Source organism: Arthrobacter sp. PsM3 (assembly GCF_030433895.1).
Taxonomy (GTDB): Bacteria; Actinomycetota; Actinomycetes; order Actinomycetales; family Micrococcaceae; genus Arthrobacter.
In genome coordinates this window covers 31,108-50,230 of the sequence record NZ_JARUXE010000027.1, presented here as the reverse complement: position 1 = coordinate 50,230, position 19,123 = coordinate 31,108, and the positions used below count along the sequence as shown (strand labels likewise).

Sequence of the window (19,123 nt, the reverse complement as noted above, 5' to 3'; positions counted from 1 at the left end):
GATGACTGAAACTCTCACCCACACGTCCGAACTGGCAGCGATCGTCCGCGGCGCCCTGGAGGCCTGCGGCGTCAATGTTGACGGCCTCGGCGGCCCGCACGAGGCATCCTCGCCGCTCACCGGCGAGGTCCTGATGACCCTGCCGGTAAACACACCGGCAGAGATCGACACGATGATCGGCCGGGCGCACGAGGCGTTCAAGACCTGGCGCGATGTGCCCGCGCCGCTCCGCGGCAACCTGGTCAAGCGCTGGGGCGAGCTGCTGACGGAACACAAAGAGGACCTGGCCAGGATTGTCACGGCCGAGGCCGGCAAGATCCAGTCCGAGGCTCTCGGCGAGGTCCAGGAAATGATCGATATCTGCGATTTTGCGGTCGGCCTGTCCCGCCAGCTCTACGGCAAAACCATGCCCTCGGAGCGCCCCGGCCACCGTCTCATGGAGACCTGGCATCCCCTGGGCGTTGTTGGGATCATCTCCGCGTTCAACTTCCCGGTTGCGGTCTACTCCTGGAATACGGCGCTGGCCCTGGTCTGCGGCGACACCGTCGTATGGAAGCCCTCGGGCATGACCATGCTCAGCGCACTGGCCGCCGACGCCCTGCTGGCCCGCGCCGTCGCGGACGTCGACGCACCCCAGGACCTGCACAAGCTCGTCCTGGCCAATCGCTCCGGCGGCCAGGTCATCGTCGATGATCCGCGCGTTGCCCTGCTCTCCGCCACCGGGTCGGTCCGGATGGGCCAGGAAATCGCCCCGCGCGTGGCCGGCCGTTTCGGCCGGGCCCTGCTCGAACTCGGCGGGAACAACGCAGCGATCATCGCGCCGTCGGCCGATCTCGATCTGGCCCTGCGCGGCATTGTCTTCGCGGCCGTCGGAACCGCCGGCCAGCGCTGCACGTCCATGCGCCGTCTCATTGTGCACGATTCGATCGTTGACGAACTGACGGACAAACTTGTCAACGCCTACGCCACACTGCGCATTGGGACCCCCCTGGATGAGGGGAACCTGATCGGGCCGCTGATTAACAAGTCCAGCTTCGATGGCATGCAGAACGCCATTAAGTCGGCGCAGGAGCAGGGCGGCACCGTCCTCTGCGGCGGCGGCCGGGTGAACGCCGGCGACGAGCCCGGCGCCTACTACGTGGAACCGGCGATCGTCCGGATGCCGGCGCAGACGGCCGTCGTCAAGGACGAGACCTTTGCACCGCTGCTTTACGTGATGACCTACACGGACTTCGACGAGGCCATCGCCATCCAGAATGACGTTCCCCAGGGTTTGTCCTCGGCGGTGTTCACCAACGACCAGGCGGAGGCCGAACGCTTCATGTCGGCCAGCGGATCGGACTGCGGCATCGCCAACGTCAACATCGGCACCTCGGGGGCAGAAATCGGCGGCGCGTTCGGCGGCGAGAAGGAAACCGGCGGCGGCCGCGAGTCCGGTTCCGACTCGTGGAAGGCCTACATGCGCCAGGCGACCAATACCGTCAACTACTCGGGACAGCTCCCGCTCGCCCAGGGCGTGAAGTTCCTCTAGAAACCCGTGCGGAGACGGTGCCGGTCCGGCCGGCGCCGTCTCCGCAGCCCGCCCCTGCCACATCAGGTACCTGCCAGCACACAAGGAGTATCCAGCGATGACCAGTCTGTTCGACATGATGGATGAATGGGGACCGGAAAAGATCGTCACGGTCAGCGACGCCAAGACCGGAATGAAGGGCGTGCTGGTTATCGACAACACCGCCCGCGGCATGGGCAAGGGTGGCACCCGGATGCAGCCCGGCGTCACCGTCGAGGAGATTTCCCGCCTGGCCCGGGTCATGACCTGGAAGTGGGCCGGCGTCGACCTGTTCTTCGGTGGGGCCAAGGCCGGCATCCGGGCCGATCCCAACTCACCGCACAAGGAGGCAATCCTCCGCTCCTTTGTCCGGGCCCTGAGCAATGAGGTTCCGTCCGAGTATGTCTTTGGCCTGGACATGGGGCTGACGGAAAACGACGCGGCCATCATCATCGATGAATTGGGCGACCGCGGTGCAGCGGTCGGGACCCCGTACGACCTCGGCGGCGTACCCTACGACCAGCTGGGCATCACCGGCTACGGCGTGGCTGAAGTCGCCGATGAGGCGGCGGCGACCATCGGACTCCAGGGCCAGCGCGTGGCCATCCAGGGATTCGGCGCTGTGGGGCATGCCACGGCTGCCCGGCTTCATGAGCTCGGCTACAGCATCGTGTCGATTTCCACTGCTGAGGGCGCGCTTCACGATCCCGCCGGGCTGGACATCCCCAGGCTGCTGGCGATGCGGGCGCGGCTCGGCGACGGATTGGTCAAAGAGTTTCCGGAGCTGGCCATTCCGGCCGGCACCGAGTTGTTTGTCGACGCCGAAATCGCGGTCCCGGCTGCCCTGCAGGACGTCATCCACGCGGCAAACGTTGGCCGCATCTCGGCCAAGCTCGTGGTCGAGGGCGCCAATCTTCCCACCAACGCCGCAGCGCAGGAGGCGCTGCGCGCGGCATCCGTGACAGTGGTGCCCGACTTCGTCGCCAACGCCGGCGGCGTCGTCAGTGCGGCCTTTGCCATGGAGTCACGGTATTCGCCGTTCCGTCCCGAAACCGAGCAGATCTTCACCACCGTCTCCCATAAGCTCCGTACGAACACGGCCATCGTCCTGGCGGAGGCGGAGAAGCTGGATTCCACCACCCACCATGCCGCCCGTTCCCTGGCCCAGTGCCGGGTCCGCCGCGCCATGGAGCTGCGCGGCAAGCCCCTGCAGTACTAGCCGCACCCACGCACCGCCGCAGGACAAGGAAGAGCTCCACGCATGAATATTGACCAGATTGTTGAAGAACTGAGCGCTGCAGTTGCCGGCATCGTTGACAGCAGCACCCGTCGGCGTGCGGAGTATTCGACAGACGCCTCGAACTACCGGGTGGTGCCCCAGGTGGTTGTCATGCCCCGGGATGCGGACGACGTGGTCGAGGCGGTCAGGATTGCCCGCCGGCACGGCCTGGCAGTCACCGGCCGTGGCGCGGGCACGTCGTGCGCCGGAAACGCGGTGGGGCCCGGACTGGTGCTGGACTTCAGCAGGTTCATGAACCAGATCATCAGCATTGATGCGGAGAGCCGGACCGCGGTGGTACAGCCTGGCGTCGTCCTCAGCGACCTGCAGCGGGCCGCCGCTGTCCACGGGCTGCGGTTCGGGCCCGATCCGTCCACATCCACCCGCTGCACCATCGGAGGCATGATCGGAAACAACGCGTGCGGCCCCCATGGGCTTTCATACGGCCGGACAGCGGACAACGTGCACCGGCTGCGCTGGCTGACCGGCGCGGGACAGGTGCTGGAGCTTGGCTCGGGCAAGGACGCCACGGCCCAGATCCCGGGACTCGATGAGTTCATCGCCGCCAATCTGGACGTGCTTCGGCTGGAGTTCGGCCGGTTCGGCCGCCAGATCTCGGGCTATAGCCTTGAGCATCTCCTGCCCGAGAACGGCGGGAACCTGGCCGCTGCCCTGACCGGGACGGAAGGAACCTGCGGCGTCATCCTGGAGGCCGAGGTCCGGCTGGTTCCGCAGGCGGCGGCCCCGGCGTTGGCAGTGCTGGGATATCCGGATATGCCTGCTGCGGCCGACGCGGTCCCTGGCCTGCTTCCGCACCATCCGCTGGCCCTGGAGGGCCTGGATGCGCAGCTGGTCAACGTGATCCGCAACGCCAAAGGCGGGCACGCCGTTCCCAGCATGCCGGCGGGGAACGGCTGGCTCATGGTGGAAGTGGGCGGAGCCACGTCGGATGAGGCGGTAGCTGCCGCAGAGCGGATGGTCCAGGACGCCGGCGCGATCGACTCAATGATCCTTCCGGCCGGACCGGCGGCCAGACGGCTGTGGCAGATCCGGGCCGACGGCGCCGGGCTGGCCGGGCGAACCGCCGCCGGGAACCAGGCCTGGCCCGGCTGGGAGGATTCGGCCGTCCCGCCCGAACACCTGGGCGACTACCTTCGCGATCTTGAACGGCTCATGGCCCGCGAGAACGTTACGGGGTTGGCCTATGGCCATTTTGGTGACGGCTGCGTCCACGTCAGGATCGACTTCCCGCTGGACCATGACGCCGCCGTGATGCGCCGCTTCCTGACGGCCGCAGCGGACCTCGTCGCCAAGTACGGCGGCTCGCTCTCGGGAGAACACGGGGATGGCCGGGCGCGCGGCGAACTGCTGAAAACCATGTATTCGTCCCGGGCCCTGGCCGCGATGGCCGGGTTCAAAGCCCTCTTCGACCTCCAGGACATTTTCAACCCGGGTGTCATCATCAAGCCTGACCCCTTCGACGCGCACCTGCGCCGCCCGCAGGCCGGCAACCTGCTGGCCTCAGATGGTTTCGCATTTGCCCACGACGGCGGCAACATCACCAATGCCCTGCACCGCTGCGTCGGCGTGGGAAAGTGCCGGGCCGACCTCCGCGACGAGGGCGGGTTCATGTGCCCCTCCTACCTCGCCACCAAAGATGAAAAGGACGCGACCAGGGGCAGGGCGCGCGTCCTGCAGGAAATGCTCAACGGCGGCATCGTGGACATGTCCTGGAAGTCCCCTGAGGTCCACGAGGCCCTCGATCTGTGCCTGAGCTGCAAGGCGTGCGCCAGCGACTGCCCCACCGGGATCGACATGGCGATGTACAAGTCGGAGGCGCTGCACCAGAGTTACAAGGGCCGGCTGCGTCCGCTCAGCCACTACACCCTCGGCCGGCTGCCCACCTGGCTGGGACTGATCGGACCGTTCGGCCCCCTGGTCAACAAGGTCGCGTCCATCGGTGTCCTCCGCCGGACCATGCTGCGGCTGGCCGGCGCGGATCCCCGCCGGTCCCTGCCGGCATTTCCCCGAGCACCGTTCCATTCCCTGGTGAAGTTTCAACGCTCAACTCCGAAGACAGCGCGGATCCCGGCAGCGCAAGGCGCTGCGGGACAGCACACAGCGGGTCCTCCGCCCCGGGTACTGCTCTGGGTGGATTCGTTCTCCGATGCGTTGAGCCCGGATGTCCCCCTTGCCGCGATCAGGGTGTTGCAGGCTGCGGGATGTGATATCGAAATTGCCGGCCCCGGCGCATGCTGCGGACTGACACTGATCTCAACCGGACAGCTGACCGCGGCCAAAGCCGCCCTCAGGAAGACCCTTGACGTCCTGCACCCGCATGTGGCCGACGGCAGGACCGTCATCGGACTCGAACCGTCCTGCACGGCGGTGCTCCGCTCTGACCTGCTCGAACTGCTGCCCGACGATGAACGCGCCGGGCAGGTATCCGCCCGGACCCAGACCGTGCCGGAATTCCTGACGTCCATCAACTGGCAACCGCCTGCCAGCGGGGAACGGATTCTTGCGCAGCCCCACTGCCATCAAAACGCCGTCATGGGGTACGGGAAGGATTTGGAGCTGCTGAAGTCCATGGGCTGCGACGTGGACACCTCCAGCGGATGCTGCGGTCTCGCCGGGAACTTCGGTATGGAAAAGGGCCACTACGAAGTGTCCGTGGCCATTGCCGAACAGGGAATTCTGGGCAAGATCGCCGATGCCCCGGACCGGGCCATCCTCGCCGACGGGTTCTCCTGCCGGACCCAGGTGGCCGATCTGGCCGGCCGCGACTCCCGCCACATCGTCCAGATCATCGCGGAGGCACTGGACAGCTCCGCGGCTGCCGCCCCGAAAAACGCCGATGAAGCCACGGCTCTCCATTAAGGGACGACCCCAGGTTCATCACGGGACGGTAGTCCGGCCAGGATGCTGTTGCTAGCATGTGGGCGGGGTGGCTCATGAAAAGCAGGACCGCGGAGCGCGCATCGGCCGACGCGATGGCCGCAGTTGCAGCGTACGCTGTCGCGGGCAGCTTGCTCGCCTCGGTGCACTCCCCCGGCCTCGGTCTGCAGTCCGTCGGCCTGGGCGCCGGCGCGGTGGTCATCGGAGGGGCCGCCACCTCCGTGCTGCGGCGCATTCCCCGCTACTCAACGCCCGCGGACCGGGTCACACTGCTGCGGGCCGTCCTGGTGTCCCTTTGCGCCGTCTTGGCCGTTCCGGTGTTGTTCACGGGTTCCCCCCACGACCCGCTCCTTGTCGCCATGGGGGCCGCTGCTTACCTGCTCGACGCCGTCGACGGGGCTGTCGCCCGGCGCACCGGAACTGCATCCGCGGCGGGAGCTCGACTTGATACCGCCACCGACGCCGCGTTGGTGCTTGTCCTGTCCGTCGCAGCCGCGGCTGGCATCGGGCCCTGGACCCTCGGCATCGGAGCCCTGTACTACGTTTTTTTGGCCGCCGGCCGCTTTCGCCCCCACCTTAAAACGCCGCTTCCTTCGAGCGCGGCGCGTAAGGGGATCGGGGCCTTCCAGCCGTTCGCGCTGCTCCTTGCCTTGACGCCGGGCATCCCCCCGGCTGCTGCGTGTGCGGCGCCGGCAGTGGCCTTTCCGCTGCTCATGCTCTCCTTTGCCCGCGATGTCGTCGAGCTGGAACGGCGCCGCGATGGACAGCACGGCCTTTCCGGGCGCGAAAGACGAGCAGTCCGGCCAGGCCCGCCACGGTGATGACACCGAATCCGATGATGGTGGCCGAGACGCCGAAAGCCTCCGCACCCAAGCCCAGCAGGGCCGAACCGAACGGGGTCGTGCCCGCCAGCAGGAGCACAAACAGGCTCATGACCCGGCCACGCAGCCGGTCCGGCGCCAGTCCCTGGAGCCGGGTGTTGACTGTCGTCGTGAACACCGTGCCGCTGAGTCCGGCCAGCACCATGAGCCCAAGACTCACCGGGTAGGACCGTGAGATGCCGAGGAGGATCAATATCAGCGCAAGCACCCCGCCCGAGGTGATCATCCGGCGGTCGTTGCTGCCGCCGATGACCACCAGGCCGACGCCGGCCACGAGGGACCCGGCACCGAACGCCGACATCAGCGCGCCGAAGCCGACGGATTCCACATTCAGCACATCGCGCGCCAGCAGCGGCGCTGCGACCGGCCAGTTGTAGCCGAACGTACCGACGACGGCCAGTACCGCGAGGACAAAAAGCACATCGGGAGTATGAAGGACATAACGCAGGCCCTCCCGCAGGGCACCGTGACGGGCCGGTCTGGCCATGGAGACGCGAAGCTCGCCGCTGCGGAGGGCAAGCAGGGCGCCCAGTGCCGCGGCAAAACTCGCCGCGTTGACGAAAAAGACGGCTGCCGCCGAAAAATGCGCCACCGCCAAGCCACCAAGGGCAAAACCGATCATCCGGCTCGAGTTGAACTGCACACTGTTCATCGCCACGGCATCGGGCACCAGCGTGGGGCCCACCATCTCGGGGACAAACGCCTGCTGTGCAGGATTGTTGAACGCGTTCGACACCCCGAGGGTGAATGCCAGGACGGCCAGCTGCCAGATTTGCGGGGACCCGGCCAGCGCCAGAAAGCCGAGCAAGAGCGCCTGCACCGTAGCGAGCGCCTGGGCCGCCAGCATTATTCGCCGCTTGGGGAGACGATCGGCCAGGACTCCTGCCGGCAGCACGAACATCAGCAACGGCAGGAACTGCATAGTGGTCACCAGGCCCAGGACAGCCGCTGACCCGCTGATGTCCAGCACAAGCCAGGCCATCGCCACCATCTGCATCCAGGTGCCTGTGCCGGAGATGAGCTGGCCCGTCCAAAAGAGTGCGAAGTTCCGCACGCGCAGCGCCCGCAGCAGATCAGCTGCGCGCCGGGGCGGCGGAGCCCCGGGTTCCCTCCCGGCCGCCGGCAGGCCGGTGCTCTCAGGCGGAATCACCGAACCGCGTCCCCGCGGCGTCGGCCTGATGGGACATCCGTGGACGCGCAACCGGCAGCAAATCGGTAAGTCATCATGAACTTCAATGTAAGGGTCTGATGCCCTGCAGCACCGTCCCCTTTCGCCGGGGGTGAGGATAATGCGCGCGCCGCAGTTGTCAGAAGAGGTCAGCCAGGTCCTCGTTGGCCTCGTCCAGGTCAAAGGCCTTGGGATCAAGCGTTTCGCCCGGCAGCATTCCCAGCCACTCCCGATATTCCTGGTGCTCTTCGTGGCTTGGATCGTTGACTGCCTCGACGACGTTCGCCCAGCCCCACGTGCCGCCGCTGTCCTCCGCCGGCGCCGCGCCGCGCCCGGCGGTGCACCGCGGCAGCTGCCCGCCGCCGTCGTCCGGCAGAATTTTCTCGGCCTTGATGGCGAGCACCCAGTTGTCGCCAAAGTCGTACGTATAGCTCATGGTGCTGCCCGCGGCCGGCAGCAGCTCGCCGACGGTCACCTTCGATTCGTCAAGGGAGGCATCGCCGTAGAAATCGCTGTCGCCGTCCAGGTTCACCGGCGCATACGCGGGTCCGCGGAATCCTCCGGCGCGGAACTCGTGCAGGTGGCAGTCGAACCAGCCGAACAGCGCCTGGATCACCTGGTGCAGCTGAGGCAGCGGCATGCCGGCAGGAACCAGGACACGCCGCCAGACCGGCGGCTTCGAATTATTGAGCATGACCTTCAGCTGCAGAATCGGCGCTCCCGCCGCCCGCGGCGCTTCCCTGACCGCGGATATTGCCGGTGCTGCCTTGCCCGGGACTGCCTGGCGCTGCTGGAGCGGCTCCCTCCCGGCATCGTCATCAGGCACCTCCCCGAGTCCCAGGTCTGCGAGAACCCAGTCGTCGTCGAAAACATTCGCAATGCAGCGGATGAGGGCCGCCGGCACCCGGATCTGCGCGTCGATGGTCAGCAGCCCCAGCTCGGCGAGCTCCTCCAGACGAGTCATGGCCACACCGGTCAACAGATCAGCCATTGCCCGTTCCGCAGGCGGCGCGAGGGCTGGTGCGGCCATGATCCGCGCTGTTTCCGGCGGATCGGCCGATGCCGCCGCGAGCAGGATGGAGGCCTGCACACTGGAGACCAGCCTTTCCCACGGCTGCGCCGGATCCCAGCCGAGCACCGCCGTCTCCAGGAACAGGTCAACGATAAACACCAGTTCCCCCAGCAGGCCGGAATCCCCGCCCGTCCGGAACACACCGGCTTCCGCCGAGGGAACCACCTTCGCCGATTTGATCTCAAGCAGCTCGGCCGCCTCCAGCACGTTCCACAGAAGGGCCAGCAGCGGCACCTCGTACATGCTGCGGACCGTTGGCACTTCATCAGCCGGGCCGCCGGTGCCCGGCAGTGGAGAAACCGACCGTTTGGTCCCGCCCCGGACGACGACGCCGACGCAGGCGGCGGCCGCCTCAATGTCCCGCAGCCGGAGCGCGCCGGTGGCTGTGACGGGCTTCCCCTCCCCGATCCACTCCAACAGCGCCGTGACCCTCTGGATAAGCGGCAGCTGGGAGAAGGCCGCCAGGGCCTCCTCATCAGGGATATCCGGCACGGCGACGAGACCACCGCCGCCGTCGTCCTCCGCAATCGTGTCGAGGAAGTCCATGACTGCCGCCAGCTGATCCTCTGAACCGCTCCACCGGCCCGTCTCGACGAGGAACTCGACGAAGGCGCCAACGGAATGGACGACGTACGTCGTGCTCTCGAAGGCATCCGCCTCGCCGGACGCGGCGTCGGCTACGTCGCCGTCGCCGTCGCCGTCCAACGCGGCCAGGATTTCGTCCGACACGGCGACTGACAATCCAAAAGGTTCAAGGCTCGTCACGTCAGCCGCGGCCGTGGTGTCCATGTAGCGGCCCAGGACGGCCTTGATCGGCTCCAGGCATTCCAAAGCCGCAACCGCCGAGCCGGGTGAGACCTCCTCGAACCAGCGGACGAATGCCGGCGTGAGCGCGTCCACGGCACGGTCGGCCCGGACCGCGCTCAGGGATTGGGGTGCGGAGGCCGGGGCGCCGGTGACGGACGCTGCCTTGCCCCGGTGACGGTACTTGCCGTTCCTGCCGTTCTTGCCCATGGTGCCCCTGCCTGCTCGCGGACTTCTACTTCCGACGGTACCGACCCTTTGGGCCGCATGCCAGTTCTGCGCCACCGGATGTGGATCCACCGGCCGCTTGGCCCATGATTGAATCATGGCTATGCCCGCACCTGCTGCCCTGCGCTTCCTCACCTGCCGCGCCGTCCTCTTCGACATGGACGGCACGCTGGTGGATTCCACCTCCATTGTGGAACAGGTATGGAGTGAGTTCGCCGACCGCTACGGCCTGGACTCCGCCGAGATCCTGCGCACGTCACACGGCATCCAGGCCATCGACACTGTCCGCCGTTTCGCCCCGGCAGGTGCGGACATCGAAGAGCTTGCCGCGGAGCTGGGCGCCGCGGAGCGCGTCCGGATCGAGGGGATCGTGCCGCTGCCCGGCGCCGCGGAACTCCTGGGCATTCTTCCACCCAACGCCGTTGCCCTGGTGACGTCGGCCGACCGGATCCTGGCGGACATCCGCATGGACGCAGCCGGGCTGGGAATGCCCGCGACCGTTGTCACCGCTGACGTGATCACGCGGGGCAAGCCGCATCCAGAGGGGTATCTTCGGGCGGCCGAACTGCTGGGGGTGGATCCTGCGGACGCCCTCGTCTTCGAGGACGCGCCTGCCGGGATCGCGGCCGGCTTGGCTGCGGGCATCCGCACCGTGGCAGTAGGCCCGAATACCGGCCCGCTCCCCGCCGGTGTTCTGCACATCCATGACTACACTTCTGTGCGCGCCACTCTGGAAACTGAAAACGCCGGCTGCTTGACTATTTGTTTCCGGCTCTAGGTTGTGGCTGACCCGTTACAACGGCTCGACGGCGACGAAGGACGGCTTCGAGGCCTTCAAGGAAGAAGCCTCGGTGCCAATGCATGGTCAAATCTGTGCATCGCAGCGCTAAATGGCGGCTTTTCTGCAGCACTAAATGTAGCCTCTCCAACGGACGTACCGGCGATTGTGCCGCGTCTTGTCGGCGACGTCTCCGGTTACCGAGGCTGTGAGGCTGTTGGCGATGCGGGTGCGGGCGAGTTCGGCGGCGCCTGCGCCGTCGCCGGCGATGACGGGAGCTTTTTGCCTGCGGGGTTCGGTGGTGGGCCATTCTCGTTGCGGAATGCGGCACGTCCTCAGTGGTTATGAGAGGCCACCTTCATTGACGAGGTCCGTCCACCGTTTCCGTCGCGGCCTTGTGTGGGCACGGGTCAGCTCACGCATCGCCTCGTAGCGGGGTTGGTCCATGAAGACGCCGAACCATTTCCATTCAACTCCGGACAGGATGTCGTGGCCCGTCATCACGGACCCGTCCCGGTAGTCTCCGGCCGGAGGCCTGGGTATACCAGTGGCGATCACCTCGCCGATGTCCGGGTTGAACGCCGAGGCTTTCTTCGCTGTGAGTACACCAAACAGGTTCGGCCGTATCCGCGGCGGCCCTTCCCGGAGAGCCGTAGGAACTTCACTGTCGGTATGCAGGGGCGGGGCGGTGGCCATCAACTCACGCGTCGGCAGCTCCCCTGTGTCCTCCCACAGCAGCAGTTCCACCACCGGATTTTCGGTGCCGGCTGCGGTCCGGCCAGTTTCACTCGTAGCCTGTCCAGCACTTGCTTCCGTTGTTTCGCCAGGCCCGGGTGCACCGCTTCCGGGCCGCGGCCAACGCAAGCCAAAACACCACACCGTCATCCGGGTCGTCCGCCTGCGCCGCATAAGAATGGACGAGCTTTGCCGTCAGTTCCTCGGGCAGGATTCTGTCGAGAATCCCTTCCCGCCAGTCCGAACGCACGTCAGCGGCTACGTCATCGGAAAAAATCGCAGTACCCCAGCTACCCATACAGAGAGCATAAACACGTCCACCCAGCCACTACGGATGCCGACAGGCCTGGAGCTCAGAGCCACGGGCCGGAGAATGTTCGGCGATGTCGTCGGCGTAGGCTGTAGCTGTGAGCCAACCGCTGGACAAGGGTCCGTTCTATCACGGCACGAAAGCCAACCTCCGGGACGGTGACCTCCTTAGGGCGGGCTTCAGGTCGAACTACCGTCCCGAAGTCGTGATGAATCACATCTACTTCACCGCTCTTCCGAACGGTGCGGGACTCGCTGCGGAACTCGCGCCGGGTGACGGCGCCCCGCGCGTCTACGCCGTCGAGCCGACCGGGGAATTTGAGGACGACCCGAACGTCACCGATAAGAAATTCCCCGGCAACCCCACCCGGTCATATCGCAGCAGTGCCCCGCTCATGGTCGTAGTCGAAGTCACCGATTGGACACGGCAGGCGCCCGAGGCGCTACAGGCGTGGAAAGAACGCCTGTCAGCACTCCGTGCGGACGAGCGAGGCGAAATCATCAACTGACGAGAATCAACGCTCCTTCAAGGGCATAGAACGTACGCGGACCCCTGAGAGGGCGACGGCATCAGGGTTCGCCGCCGTCAGCACGGATTTGGCCCATGACAGAGCTACCGTTGCCCTGATTGCCCACGGGGCTTGTTCGATTTAGTCCCTCCTCCCCACTGGAGCTAGTCGGCCCGACTCGGTAGCGTGCAATGCATGGCCATTAAACTTGAGAACGTCGGCATCGCCGTTCGCGACCTCGAAGCAACAATCGCCTTTTTCACTGACCTCGGTCTCACGGTCGTCGGCCGAGACACGGTCAGTGGTGAGTGGACCGACACTGCCGTGGGCCTTGATGGCAACCACGCCAATATTGCGATGCTCCAAACACCAGACGGTCACGGTCGACTGGAGCTCTTCGAGTACATCCACCCCGAAGCAATTGAGTCGAGCCCGACTCGTCCCAACGAAATTGGCATGCATCGCGTCGCCTTCTCCGTCGACGACCTTGACGAAGCCCTTGAGATCGCCGCGAGGCACGGCTGCCGGCCGCTACGCGGCGTGGCGACCTACAAGGACGTCTACAAACTCACGTACGTTCGTGGTCCCAGCGGCATCATAGTGATGCTCGCGGAGGAACAGAAGACGAAGAACTGACGGCCGAATCGGCGTGGCGCCCCTGGTTTAGGCCCGGCTGCTCATTTGCGCCGCGCGTCAGCCTCGACCCTCGGCCGGCTGCGACCGCAAGATCGGCCCGGCCAACGACCCGGCTCCACGGCGGCCTCCCAGCGGCCCGGGTCCCAAGACCTTTGGCCCTGTTGAGTTGAGCTGGTCCTCCGTTGAATGGATGAATCCGTCCTAAGGAGTTGGCATGGTGGAGCGAGCAGACGCAGTGATCATTGGAGGAGGACTGGGAGGCCTGGCCGCAGGAGTCACCCTTGCGGGCCAGGGCCGGCGGACGGTGATTCTGGAACAGAACTCAGCCCCTGGCGGCTACGCCACGTCCTTCCAGCGGGGGCCCTACCGCTTCGACGTGGCCCTACATGCGCTCAACGGGTTGGCCCCCGGAGGAGGCGCAGATGCCATGTACCGGGCCCTCGGGATAGCAGACCGTCTCCGGCTGCACCGGCTGGATCCCCTCTACGTCCTCCGCGGAGGAGGGCCCGGGATCATCGGTCATGCCGATGCCTTCCAGTACGAATCCCAGCTCCTGCGCATCTTCCCCGAGCAGACGGAAGGAATCCGGGCATATCTGGACGAGGCCCTCGCCATCTACCGGGATACCCGGCGTCTCGAGGTGGACATGGCTGCCGGGAGGACGCCAGCCGCACCCGGGGACATGGCACGACACTATCCCGCCATGGCCCGGGCCAGCAGCGAAACCTGGGAGCAGATGATGCTGCGGCACGTCGGCGGGCAGAAGACCCGCGCCGCGCTCGCCGCCCTGTGGAGCTACACCGGCCTGCCGCCGTCCCGATGCTCCGCGGTCGTGGCCGCAATCCTCACCTCCAGCTACCAGGAACACGGGGGCTGGTACCCCGAAGGCGGTGCACATTCCGTCAGCAGCGCGCTGGCGGAGGTCTTCGGCGAGCGCGACGGCGAGATCCGGTGCGGGGAGTTGGTGAACGGATTCGAGTTCAGCGACGGCCAAGCCACCGCGGTCACCACCTGCGAGGGACAGCGGGTGGAGGCCGATGTGTTCATCTCCAACGCCAGCGCACCCACAACGCTCCTGGACCTGGTCGGCCGGGAACGCCTGCCGTCCGATTACGTCGAACGGGTGGAACAGCCGAAGCCGTCGTACACATTGTTCACCGTTTACCTCGGCCTGGGCCGGGACCTCTTCGGCGAGCAGGGGCTTCCGCACGAACTCTTCATCGACCCCTCGTATGATCCCGAGGAAGCCTGGCGGGCCGCGCAGCGCGGAGACTGGGCCCGCACGTCGATATTGCTTACCGATTACACCCGTGTCGATCCCGGCTGTGCCCCCGAGGGGCATGGTGTGGTGGTGCTGACCGCCATCGCCCCCTGGGACTATCAGGACACATGGGGCACCGGAGGCGACACGGCGGACTATCATCGCCTTCCCCGCTATCTGGCGCTGAAGGAGCAGGTAGCCGATGCCCTCGTGGCGAGGGCCGACGTCGAGGTGCCCGGCCTCAGGGACGCCATCGTGCATCAGGAAGCTTCCACACCGCTGACCAACTTCCACTACACCCGCAACCCCGGGGGTGCCATCGAGGGCTATGAGAACTCGCCGGCGAATTCCGGGGTTGGCTGGCTTCCCCAGGACACACCCGTCCGGAACATCTTCCTGGCCGGGGCGTGGACCAATGGCGGCGGCATGAACCCGGCCATGGGATCGGGAATCGCCGCAGCCGCTCGGGCCGTGGCCCTGCTGGAATCGCAGACCGCCACGGGCTGACAACCACACAGGAGTCTCGCGGGCCGGAACGCATCCGGTTCTTCCGGGTCCTGTTCCCTAATGTCCCACGATGAGGGGAAGATCTCGTGGCACGCATCTTCATCACCGGCTCCGCCGACGGGCTGGGCCTGGCCGCGGCACGTACCCTTCTCCGCGGCGGCCATGATGTCGTCCTGCACGCCCGAACGCCGCGGCGCGCAAACGACCTCGGCGACCTGGCCGCACAGGCGGCCGGCGTCGTCGTCGGCGATCTCAGCAGCGCGGCGGAAACCCGCTCGCTGGCCGACCAGGTAAACAGCATCGGCCGAATGGACGCCGTCATTCACAACGCCGGCAGGTACCTGGAACCCGCACGGGGAACCACGCCCGAGGGGCACGCCCGGACACTGGCCGTGAACACCTTGGCGCCGTACCTGCTCACGGCACTGATCGACCGGCCGGACCGCCTGATTTACCTCAGCAGCGGCCTGCACCGAAGCGGCAGCGACTCACTGGAGGACATCGACTGGACCGCACGGCGCTGGAACTCCGGCCAGGCGTACTCCGAGAGCAAGCTGTACGTCACCGCCCTCGCCCTCGCTGTCGCGCGCCGCTGGCCCTCCGTGCTGGGCAACGCGGTCGACCCGGGCTGGGTCCCCACCAAAATGGGCGGCCCCGGAGCGCCCGACGACCTGGAAATGGGATACCTGACGCAAACATGGCTGGCCACCAGCCACGATCCCGCCGCTCTCACCAGCGGCGGATACTGGCACCACCAGCAGCGCCACCCACCCGCCCCCGCAGCCCTCGACCCCTGCTTCCAGGACCGGCTCCTGGATGAACTCGCTGAACTGACCGGCATCAGACTGTTTCGATGATCTCCGGGAGTAGCCATGAACAGACTCACCACGTTTTTTGCCGCTACGGCGATGGCGGCCGCACTGTCCCTCACGGCGGCCCTCGGCGCCGTCGCCGCCGACGCTGACGTTGTCGCAGCCCCCGTTGCTGCTGCCCAATATGCCTCGACCCAGCCCGCAAAGATGCCCGTCGGGGTCCCGGGCGCATGGACCCAGACCTTCGGTGATGAGTTCGACGGAACCACCCTCGACACGAACAAGTGGTCCCGTTCCTGGTTCGTCGGCAGCCGATTGAACGGGGTCAAAACCGACCCCGCAAACGTCTCCGTCAGCGGCGGGCACCTATCGCTGAAGCTCTCGAACTCCGGCACCGGCGCTCTAGTATCGTCGAACCCGAAGGACGCCGCCAAGACCGGATACGAGTTCAGGACCGGCTATGTCGAGGCCCGCATCTCTTTCCCCGGCAAGGGACAGGTGCTCCACAACTTTCCCGCTTGGTGGACCACCGGGCAATCCTGGCCGGCAACGGGCGAGATCGACATCGCCGAAGTGATCAACGGAAGGCTGACGTCCAACTACCACTCAGGCCCGGGAGCTTACCCCCAGGGCGCAATTCCGGGCTATTGGGGCGAAGATTTCCACACCTACGGCCTATGGCGTAAGGACAGCCTCGCTGAGGTCTACGTGGACGGCGTCAAGGTCAAGTCCATCCGCACGGACGACGGCAACGCCCCGCAATACCTGGTCCTGAATGTCGGCCAAGCCAACACCAGCGCCGCTTACGGGAAGGCGTCCACAGTGAAAGTCGACTACGTCAGGGCCTGGGAGTAGGAGCAGGGCCGGCCCGGCACCCCGGAACGGTCGCGATGCCGGGGCTGTTACTCTCCCCGGCCCCTTCGCACATGGGAGAAGCATGGATTCGCAAGGGGACGTACTCCGCGGACGCGTGGCGGTCGTGACCGGCTCGACACGGGGCCTGGGGTTTGCCATGGCCGGGCTGCTGGGCCATCAGGGCGCGACGGTGGTGCTGGCGTCCAGGTCCGACGTCGACGTCGCGGCCGCCGTCGAACGGCTGCATGCGGAAGGGATCGCGGCGTCCGGACGTCGCTGCGACACCGGTGAGCTGGCCGACGTCGAGGCCCTGCGCGACGAGGCCCTGAGCCGCGGGACGCTCGACATCTGGGTCAACAACGCCGGGACCTCCGGCGTCTTCGGGCCCACGGCGTCCACGCCGGTCGACGACTTCACGCGGGTGGTGCGCACGAACATCCTCGGCACGTTCCACGGGGCAAGGGTTGCGCTGCCGGTGTTCCTCGGCCAAGGCCACGGGGACCTCGTCAACGTCTACGGCCAGGGCGACCAGGGCCCGGTGGCGCTGCAGAACGCGTATGCGTCGAGCAAGCGCTGGGTCCGCCAGTTCACCGAGACGTTGCGGCTGGAGACCAAAGGCACCGCCGTCCGGGTGCACGGCATGAACCCGGGGCTGGTGGTGACGGACATGCTGGGGCACGTCACGTCCCAGCCCGGCTACGAGCACCGCCTGGGCGGGCTGCAGGTCGTCGTCGGGCTGTGGGGGCAGACCCCCGACGACGCCGCGCGCCCCCTCCTGGACCTCGTCACCTCGGACGCCGCCCAGTTCAGGTATCTGACCAAGACCACGATGGTGTCCCGCGGGGTGCGCAACCTGCTGGCCGGACGCCTCCGCCGCGCCAACCGCATGCCCCTGGACGTCACCGTCCTGGACCCCGACCGCCAGGGCTGACGGCCTGGCGGATTCCTTCCGTCACTGCTTGGGCAGCGTTCCGATTTGGCCGCCGCCCCTGTCATAAACGACAAGCACACTCCCATCCACTTTGGCGGTGTCCGCATGCGATAGCCACGTATCGACATCGCTGCAGGCCATGGAAGTGGATGCGATTGGGCCGAAGCCGAAGACATCGCCCGAAATCGATCCCTTGCCCGTCAAACGATTGCAGCCGTCTGTTCCCTGGAAGGAACCGTCGTCGGTGATCGTGAGATTGGGCTGACCACTGCCGGTCTGCCCCCAACCGCCCGCGAACGATGTCAATGCCGGACCAGAGCACCCCGTGAGTGCCACTGCCCCAACGCCAGCAACCAGCGTGGCAACAACCAGAAGACCGCTTCGACGCAATCGGCTCATGCCGCCATGCTAGACCGCGGGGCCTCGAGGCGGAAGCATCAATTGACGTCCCCACCACCCACGACGCCCCGGCTGGGGTGACGCACCCGGTCGGGTGCGTACCGCGCGTCGGCGTGCCCGGCACTGGCCGGGTCTAGGCTGGTTCTGCCAGCTGCGCCCGGACTGCCCAGGCGCTTCGGACCTCCGAGAGCGAGCAGCGCATGAGCAGTTCCGACACAGTCCTGGCCAGCCTGGATTCCGAACTCGGCTGGATCCGCGAAACGTACACCGAGTTGCACCGGCACCCCGAGTTGAGCCTCGAAGAGCACCGGACATCAAAAACCGTCGAGGGCAAGCTCGCCGCGTTCGGCTATTCGGTGAGCCGCGTTGGAGGCGCCGGCGTCATCGGTGTGCTCAGAAACGGAGATGGCCCCACTGTCCTCGCCCGCGCCGACATGGACGCGCTTCCCGTCACGGAAGCCACGGGGTTGCCGTACGCGTCGACGGTGAGCGGGGTCATGCACGCCTGCGGGCACGACCTGCACGTCAGTGCGCTGCTCGGCGCCGCCAAGCTGATGGCGGACGGACGCGGTGCCTGGTCCGGTACCTACATCGCGCTCTTCCAGCCGGCCGAGGAGATCGGGGCCGGGTCCCAGGCAATGGTCGATGACGGCCTCGTCACCAAAGTGCCACGTCCCGACGTCGCCCTCGCCCAGCACGTGATGCCGCTACCGGCGGGGACGGTCGCCACGACGGAAGGACCAGTCCTCTCGGCCGGGGATTCACTCAAAATCACTGTGTACGGGAAGGGCGCCCACGGCTCAATGCCGCACATGTCCGTGGACCCGGTGGTGCTGGCGGCCTCGATCGTGCTCCGGCTGCAGTCAATCGTGGCCCGGGAGGTAAAACCGGGCGAGTTCGCCGTCGTAACCGTTGGCGCGCTGCACGCGGGGACGACGTCGAACATCATTCCGGACCGTGCCACCCTGCTGTTGAACATCCGCACCTATGACAACCAGGTCCGGGCCAGCGTGCTCGCCGCGATCGAGCGGATCGTCAGGGGCGAGTGCTCCGCCGCCGGAGCGTCCCGCGAACCTGATTTCGAGTACTACGGGCAGTTCCCGCTCACCAGCAACGACGCGGCCGTGACGGCGCGGGTGCGAACCGCGTTTACCGCCCACTTCGGTCCGGACGCGGTGCATCAGGCGGAGCGGCAGACGGCTTCCGAGGACTTCAGCCGCATTCCGGAAGCCTTCGGCGTGCCTTACACCTTTTGGCTCATTGGCGGAGCCGACCCCGAGGCGTACCGGGCAGCGGCTGCTGGGGGAACGGTGGCACAGGACATTCCGGCGAACCACTCCCCCTTGTTCGCCCCCGTGATGGACCCGACCCTGTCCTTCGGGGTTCAAACCCACGTCGTGGCCGCGCTGTCGTATCTGGCTGACAGGTAAGTCAGCTGTCCTGCGGGGTCTTGTCCTCGTTCCCAGGATGCCCGCCTGAGCCCTTCCCCGGCTGGCCCTCCGGTGCCGTTCC

General features: G+C 66.7%; 17 protein-coding genes. 12 read left to right on the top strand and 5 right to left on the bottom strand.

Annotation, left to right across the window (positions count from 1 at the left end; genetic code table 11):
• The first annotated feature begins 1 nt into the window (after window position 1).
• The 4 genes from amaB (at window position 2) to QCD75_RS14860 (ending at window position 6,547) form a co-directional block, all read left to right on the top strand.
• Complete coding sequence (amaB, locus tag QCD75_RS14875) at window positions 2-1,531, top strand: L-piperidine-6-carboxylate dehydrogenase (protein ID WP_301229912.1); 1,530 nt, start codon at window positions 2-4, stop codon at window positions 1,529-1,531.
• 97 nt (window positions 1,532-1,628) lie between these two features.
• Window positions 1,629-2,768, top strand: a complete 1,140-nt coding sequence (locus tag QCD75_RS14870; protein WP_301229910.1) for a Glu/Leu/Phe/Val family dehydrogenase — start codon at window positions 1,629-1,631, stop codon at window positions 2,766-2,768.
• Window positions 2,769-2,810: 42 nt separating this feature from the next.
• A complete protein-coding gene (locus tag QCD75_RS14865; protein ID WP_301229908.1) occupies window positions 2,811-5,708 on the top strand; it encodes an FAD-binding and (Fe-S)-binding domain-containing protein in 2,898 nt (965 codons plus the stop codon).
• Between the two features lie 74 nt (window positions 5,709-5,782).
• Window positions 5,783-6,547, top strand: a complete 765-nt coding sequence (locus QCD75_RS14860) for a CDP-alcohol phosphatidyltransferase family protein (protein WP_301229906.1) — start codon at window positions 5,783-5,785, stop codon at window positions 6,545-6,547.
• Here the strand turns inward: QCD75_RS14860 and QCD75_RS14855 are convergent.
• Together QCD75_RS14855 and QCD75_RS14850 are read right to left on the bottom strand one after the other, a co-directional pair.
• Entirely contained in the window at window positions 6,438-7,757 is a 1,320-nt protein-coding gene (locus QCD75_RS14855; RefSeq protein ID WP_301229904.1) for an MFS transporter, read from the bottom strand. The two genes, QCD75_RS14860 and QCD75_RS14855, sit on opposite strands and share 110 nt — an antisense overlap.
• A 157-nt stretch (window positions 7,758-7,914) precedes the next feature.
• Window positions 7,915-9,861 carry a plasmid pRiA4b ORF-3 family protein gene (locus QCD75_RS14850; protein WP_301229902.1) on the bottom strand — a complete coding sequence of 649 codons (1,947 nt, stop codon included), beginning with the start codon at window positions 9,859-9,861 and terminating at the stop codon, window positions 7,915-7,917.
• Between the two features lie 115 nt (window positions 9,862-9,976).
• Between QCD75_RS14850 and QCD75_RS14845 the strand changes: the two genes are divergently transcribed.
• Window positions 9,977-10,657: an HAD-IA family hydrolase gene (locus QCD75_RS14845; RefSeq protein WP_301229900.1), complete on the top strand. Its 681-nt coding sequence runs from the start codon at window positions 9,977-9,979 to the stop codon at window positions 10,655-10,657.
• 342 nt (window positions 10,658-10,999) lie between these two features.
• Here QCD75_RS14845 and QCD75_RS14840 read toward each other — a convergent pair whose 3' ends face one another.
• Both QCD75_RS14840 and QCD75_RS14835 read right to left on the bottom strand, forming a co-directional pair.
• The gene (locus QCD75_RS14840; protein ID WP_301229898.1) at window positions 11,000-11,404 is read right to left on the bottom strand and encodes a hypothetical protein; all 405 of its coding nucleotides are present in this window, start codon (window positions 11,402-11,404) and stop codon (window positions 11,000-11,002) included.
• 37 nt (window positions 11,405-11,441) lie between these two features.
• Window positions 11,442-11,690 carry a hypothetical protein gene (locus tag QCD75_RS14835; protein WP_301229896.1) on the bottom strand — a complete coding sequence of 83 codons (249 nt, stop codon included), beginning with the start codon at window positions 11,688-11,690 and terminating at the stop codon, window positions 11,442-11,444.
• A 109-nt stretch (window positions 11,691-11,799) separates the two neighbouring features.
• Between QCD75_RS14835 and arr the strand changes: the two genes are divergently transcribed.
• From arr to QCD75_RS14805, 6 genes are all read left to right on the top strand, one after another.
• Complete coding sequence (arr, locus tag QCD75_RS14830) at window positions 11,800-12,210, top strand: NAD(+)--rifampin ADP-ribosyltransferase (RefSeq protein WP_301229894.1); 411 nt, start codon at window positions 11,800-11,802, stop codon at window positions 12,208-12,210.
• 195 nt (window positions 12,211-12,405) lie between these two features.
• Window positions 12,406-12,846 (top strand): VOC family protein, encoded by a 441-nt coding sequence (locus tag QCD75_RS14825; RefSeq protein ID WP_301229892.1) that lies wholly within the window; start codon window positions 12,406-12,408, stop codon window positions 12,844-12,846.
• A gap of 214 nt (window positions 12,847-13,060) precedes the next feature.
• The gene (locus QCD75_RS14820) at window positions 13,061-14,614 is read left to right on the top strand and encodes a phytoene desaturase family protein (protein WP_301229890.1); all 1,554 of its coding nucleotides are present in this window, start codon (window positions 13,061-13,063) and stop codon (window positions 14,612-14,614) included.
• Window positions 14,615-14,700: 86 nt separating this feature from the next.
• On the top strand, window positions 14,701-15,471 hold the full coding sequence (locus QCD75_RS14815) for an SDR family NAD(P)-dependent oxidoreductase (RefSeq protein ID WP_301229888.1): 771 nt from the start codon (window positions 14,701-14,703) through the stop codon (window positions 15,469-15,471).
• Window positions 15,472-15,486: 15 nt separating this feature from the next.
• On the top strand, window positions 15,487-16,281 hold the full coding sequence (locus QCD75_RS14810; protein ID WP_301229886.1) for a glycoside hydrolase family 16 protein: 795 nt from the start codon (window positions 15,487-15,489) through the stop codon (window positions 16,279-16,281).
• An 82-nt stretch (window positions 16,282-16,363) separates the two neighbouring features.
• The gene (locus QCD75_RS14805) at window positions 16,364-17,212 is read left to right on the top strand and encodes an SDR family oxidoreductase (RefSeq protein WP_301229884.1); all 849 of its coding nucleotides are present in this window, start codon (window positions 16,364-16,366) and stop codon (window positions 17,210-17,212) included.
• Window positions 17,213-17,233: 21 nt separating this feature from the next.
• Here the strand turns inward: QCD75_RS14805 and QCD75_RS14800 are convergent, their stop codons facing one another.
• Complete coding sequence (locus tag QCD75_RS14800; protein WP_301229882.1) at window positions 17,234-17,611, bottom strand: META domain-containing protein; 378 nt, start codon at window positions 17,609-17,611, stop codon at window positions 17,234-17,236.
• A gap of 200 nt (window positions 17,612-17,811) precedes the next feature.
• Between QCD75_RS14800 and QCD75_RS14795 the strand changes: the two genes are divergently transcribed.
• Window positions 17,812-19,041 (top strand): amidohydrolase, encoded by a 1,230-nt coding sequence (locus QCD75_RS14795; protein ID WP_301229880.1) that lies wholly within the window; start codon window positions 17,812-17,814, stop codon window positions 19,039-19,041.
• Window positions 19,042-19,123: the final 82 nt, after the last annotated feature.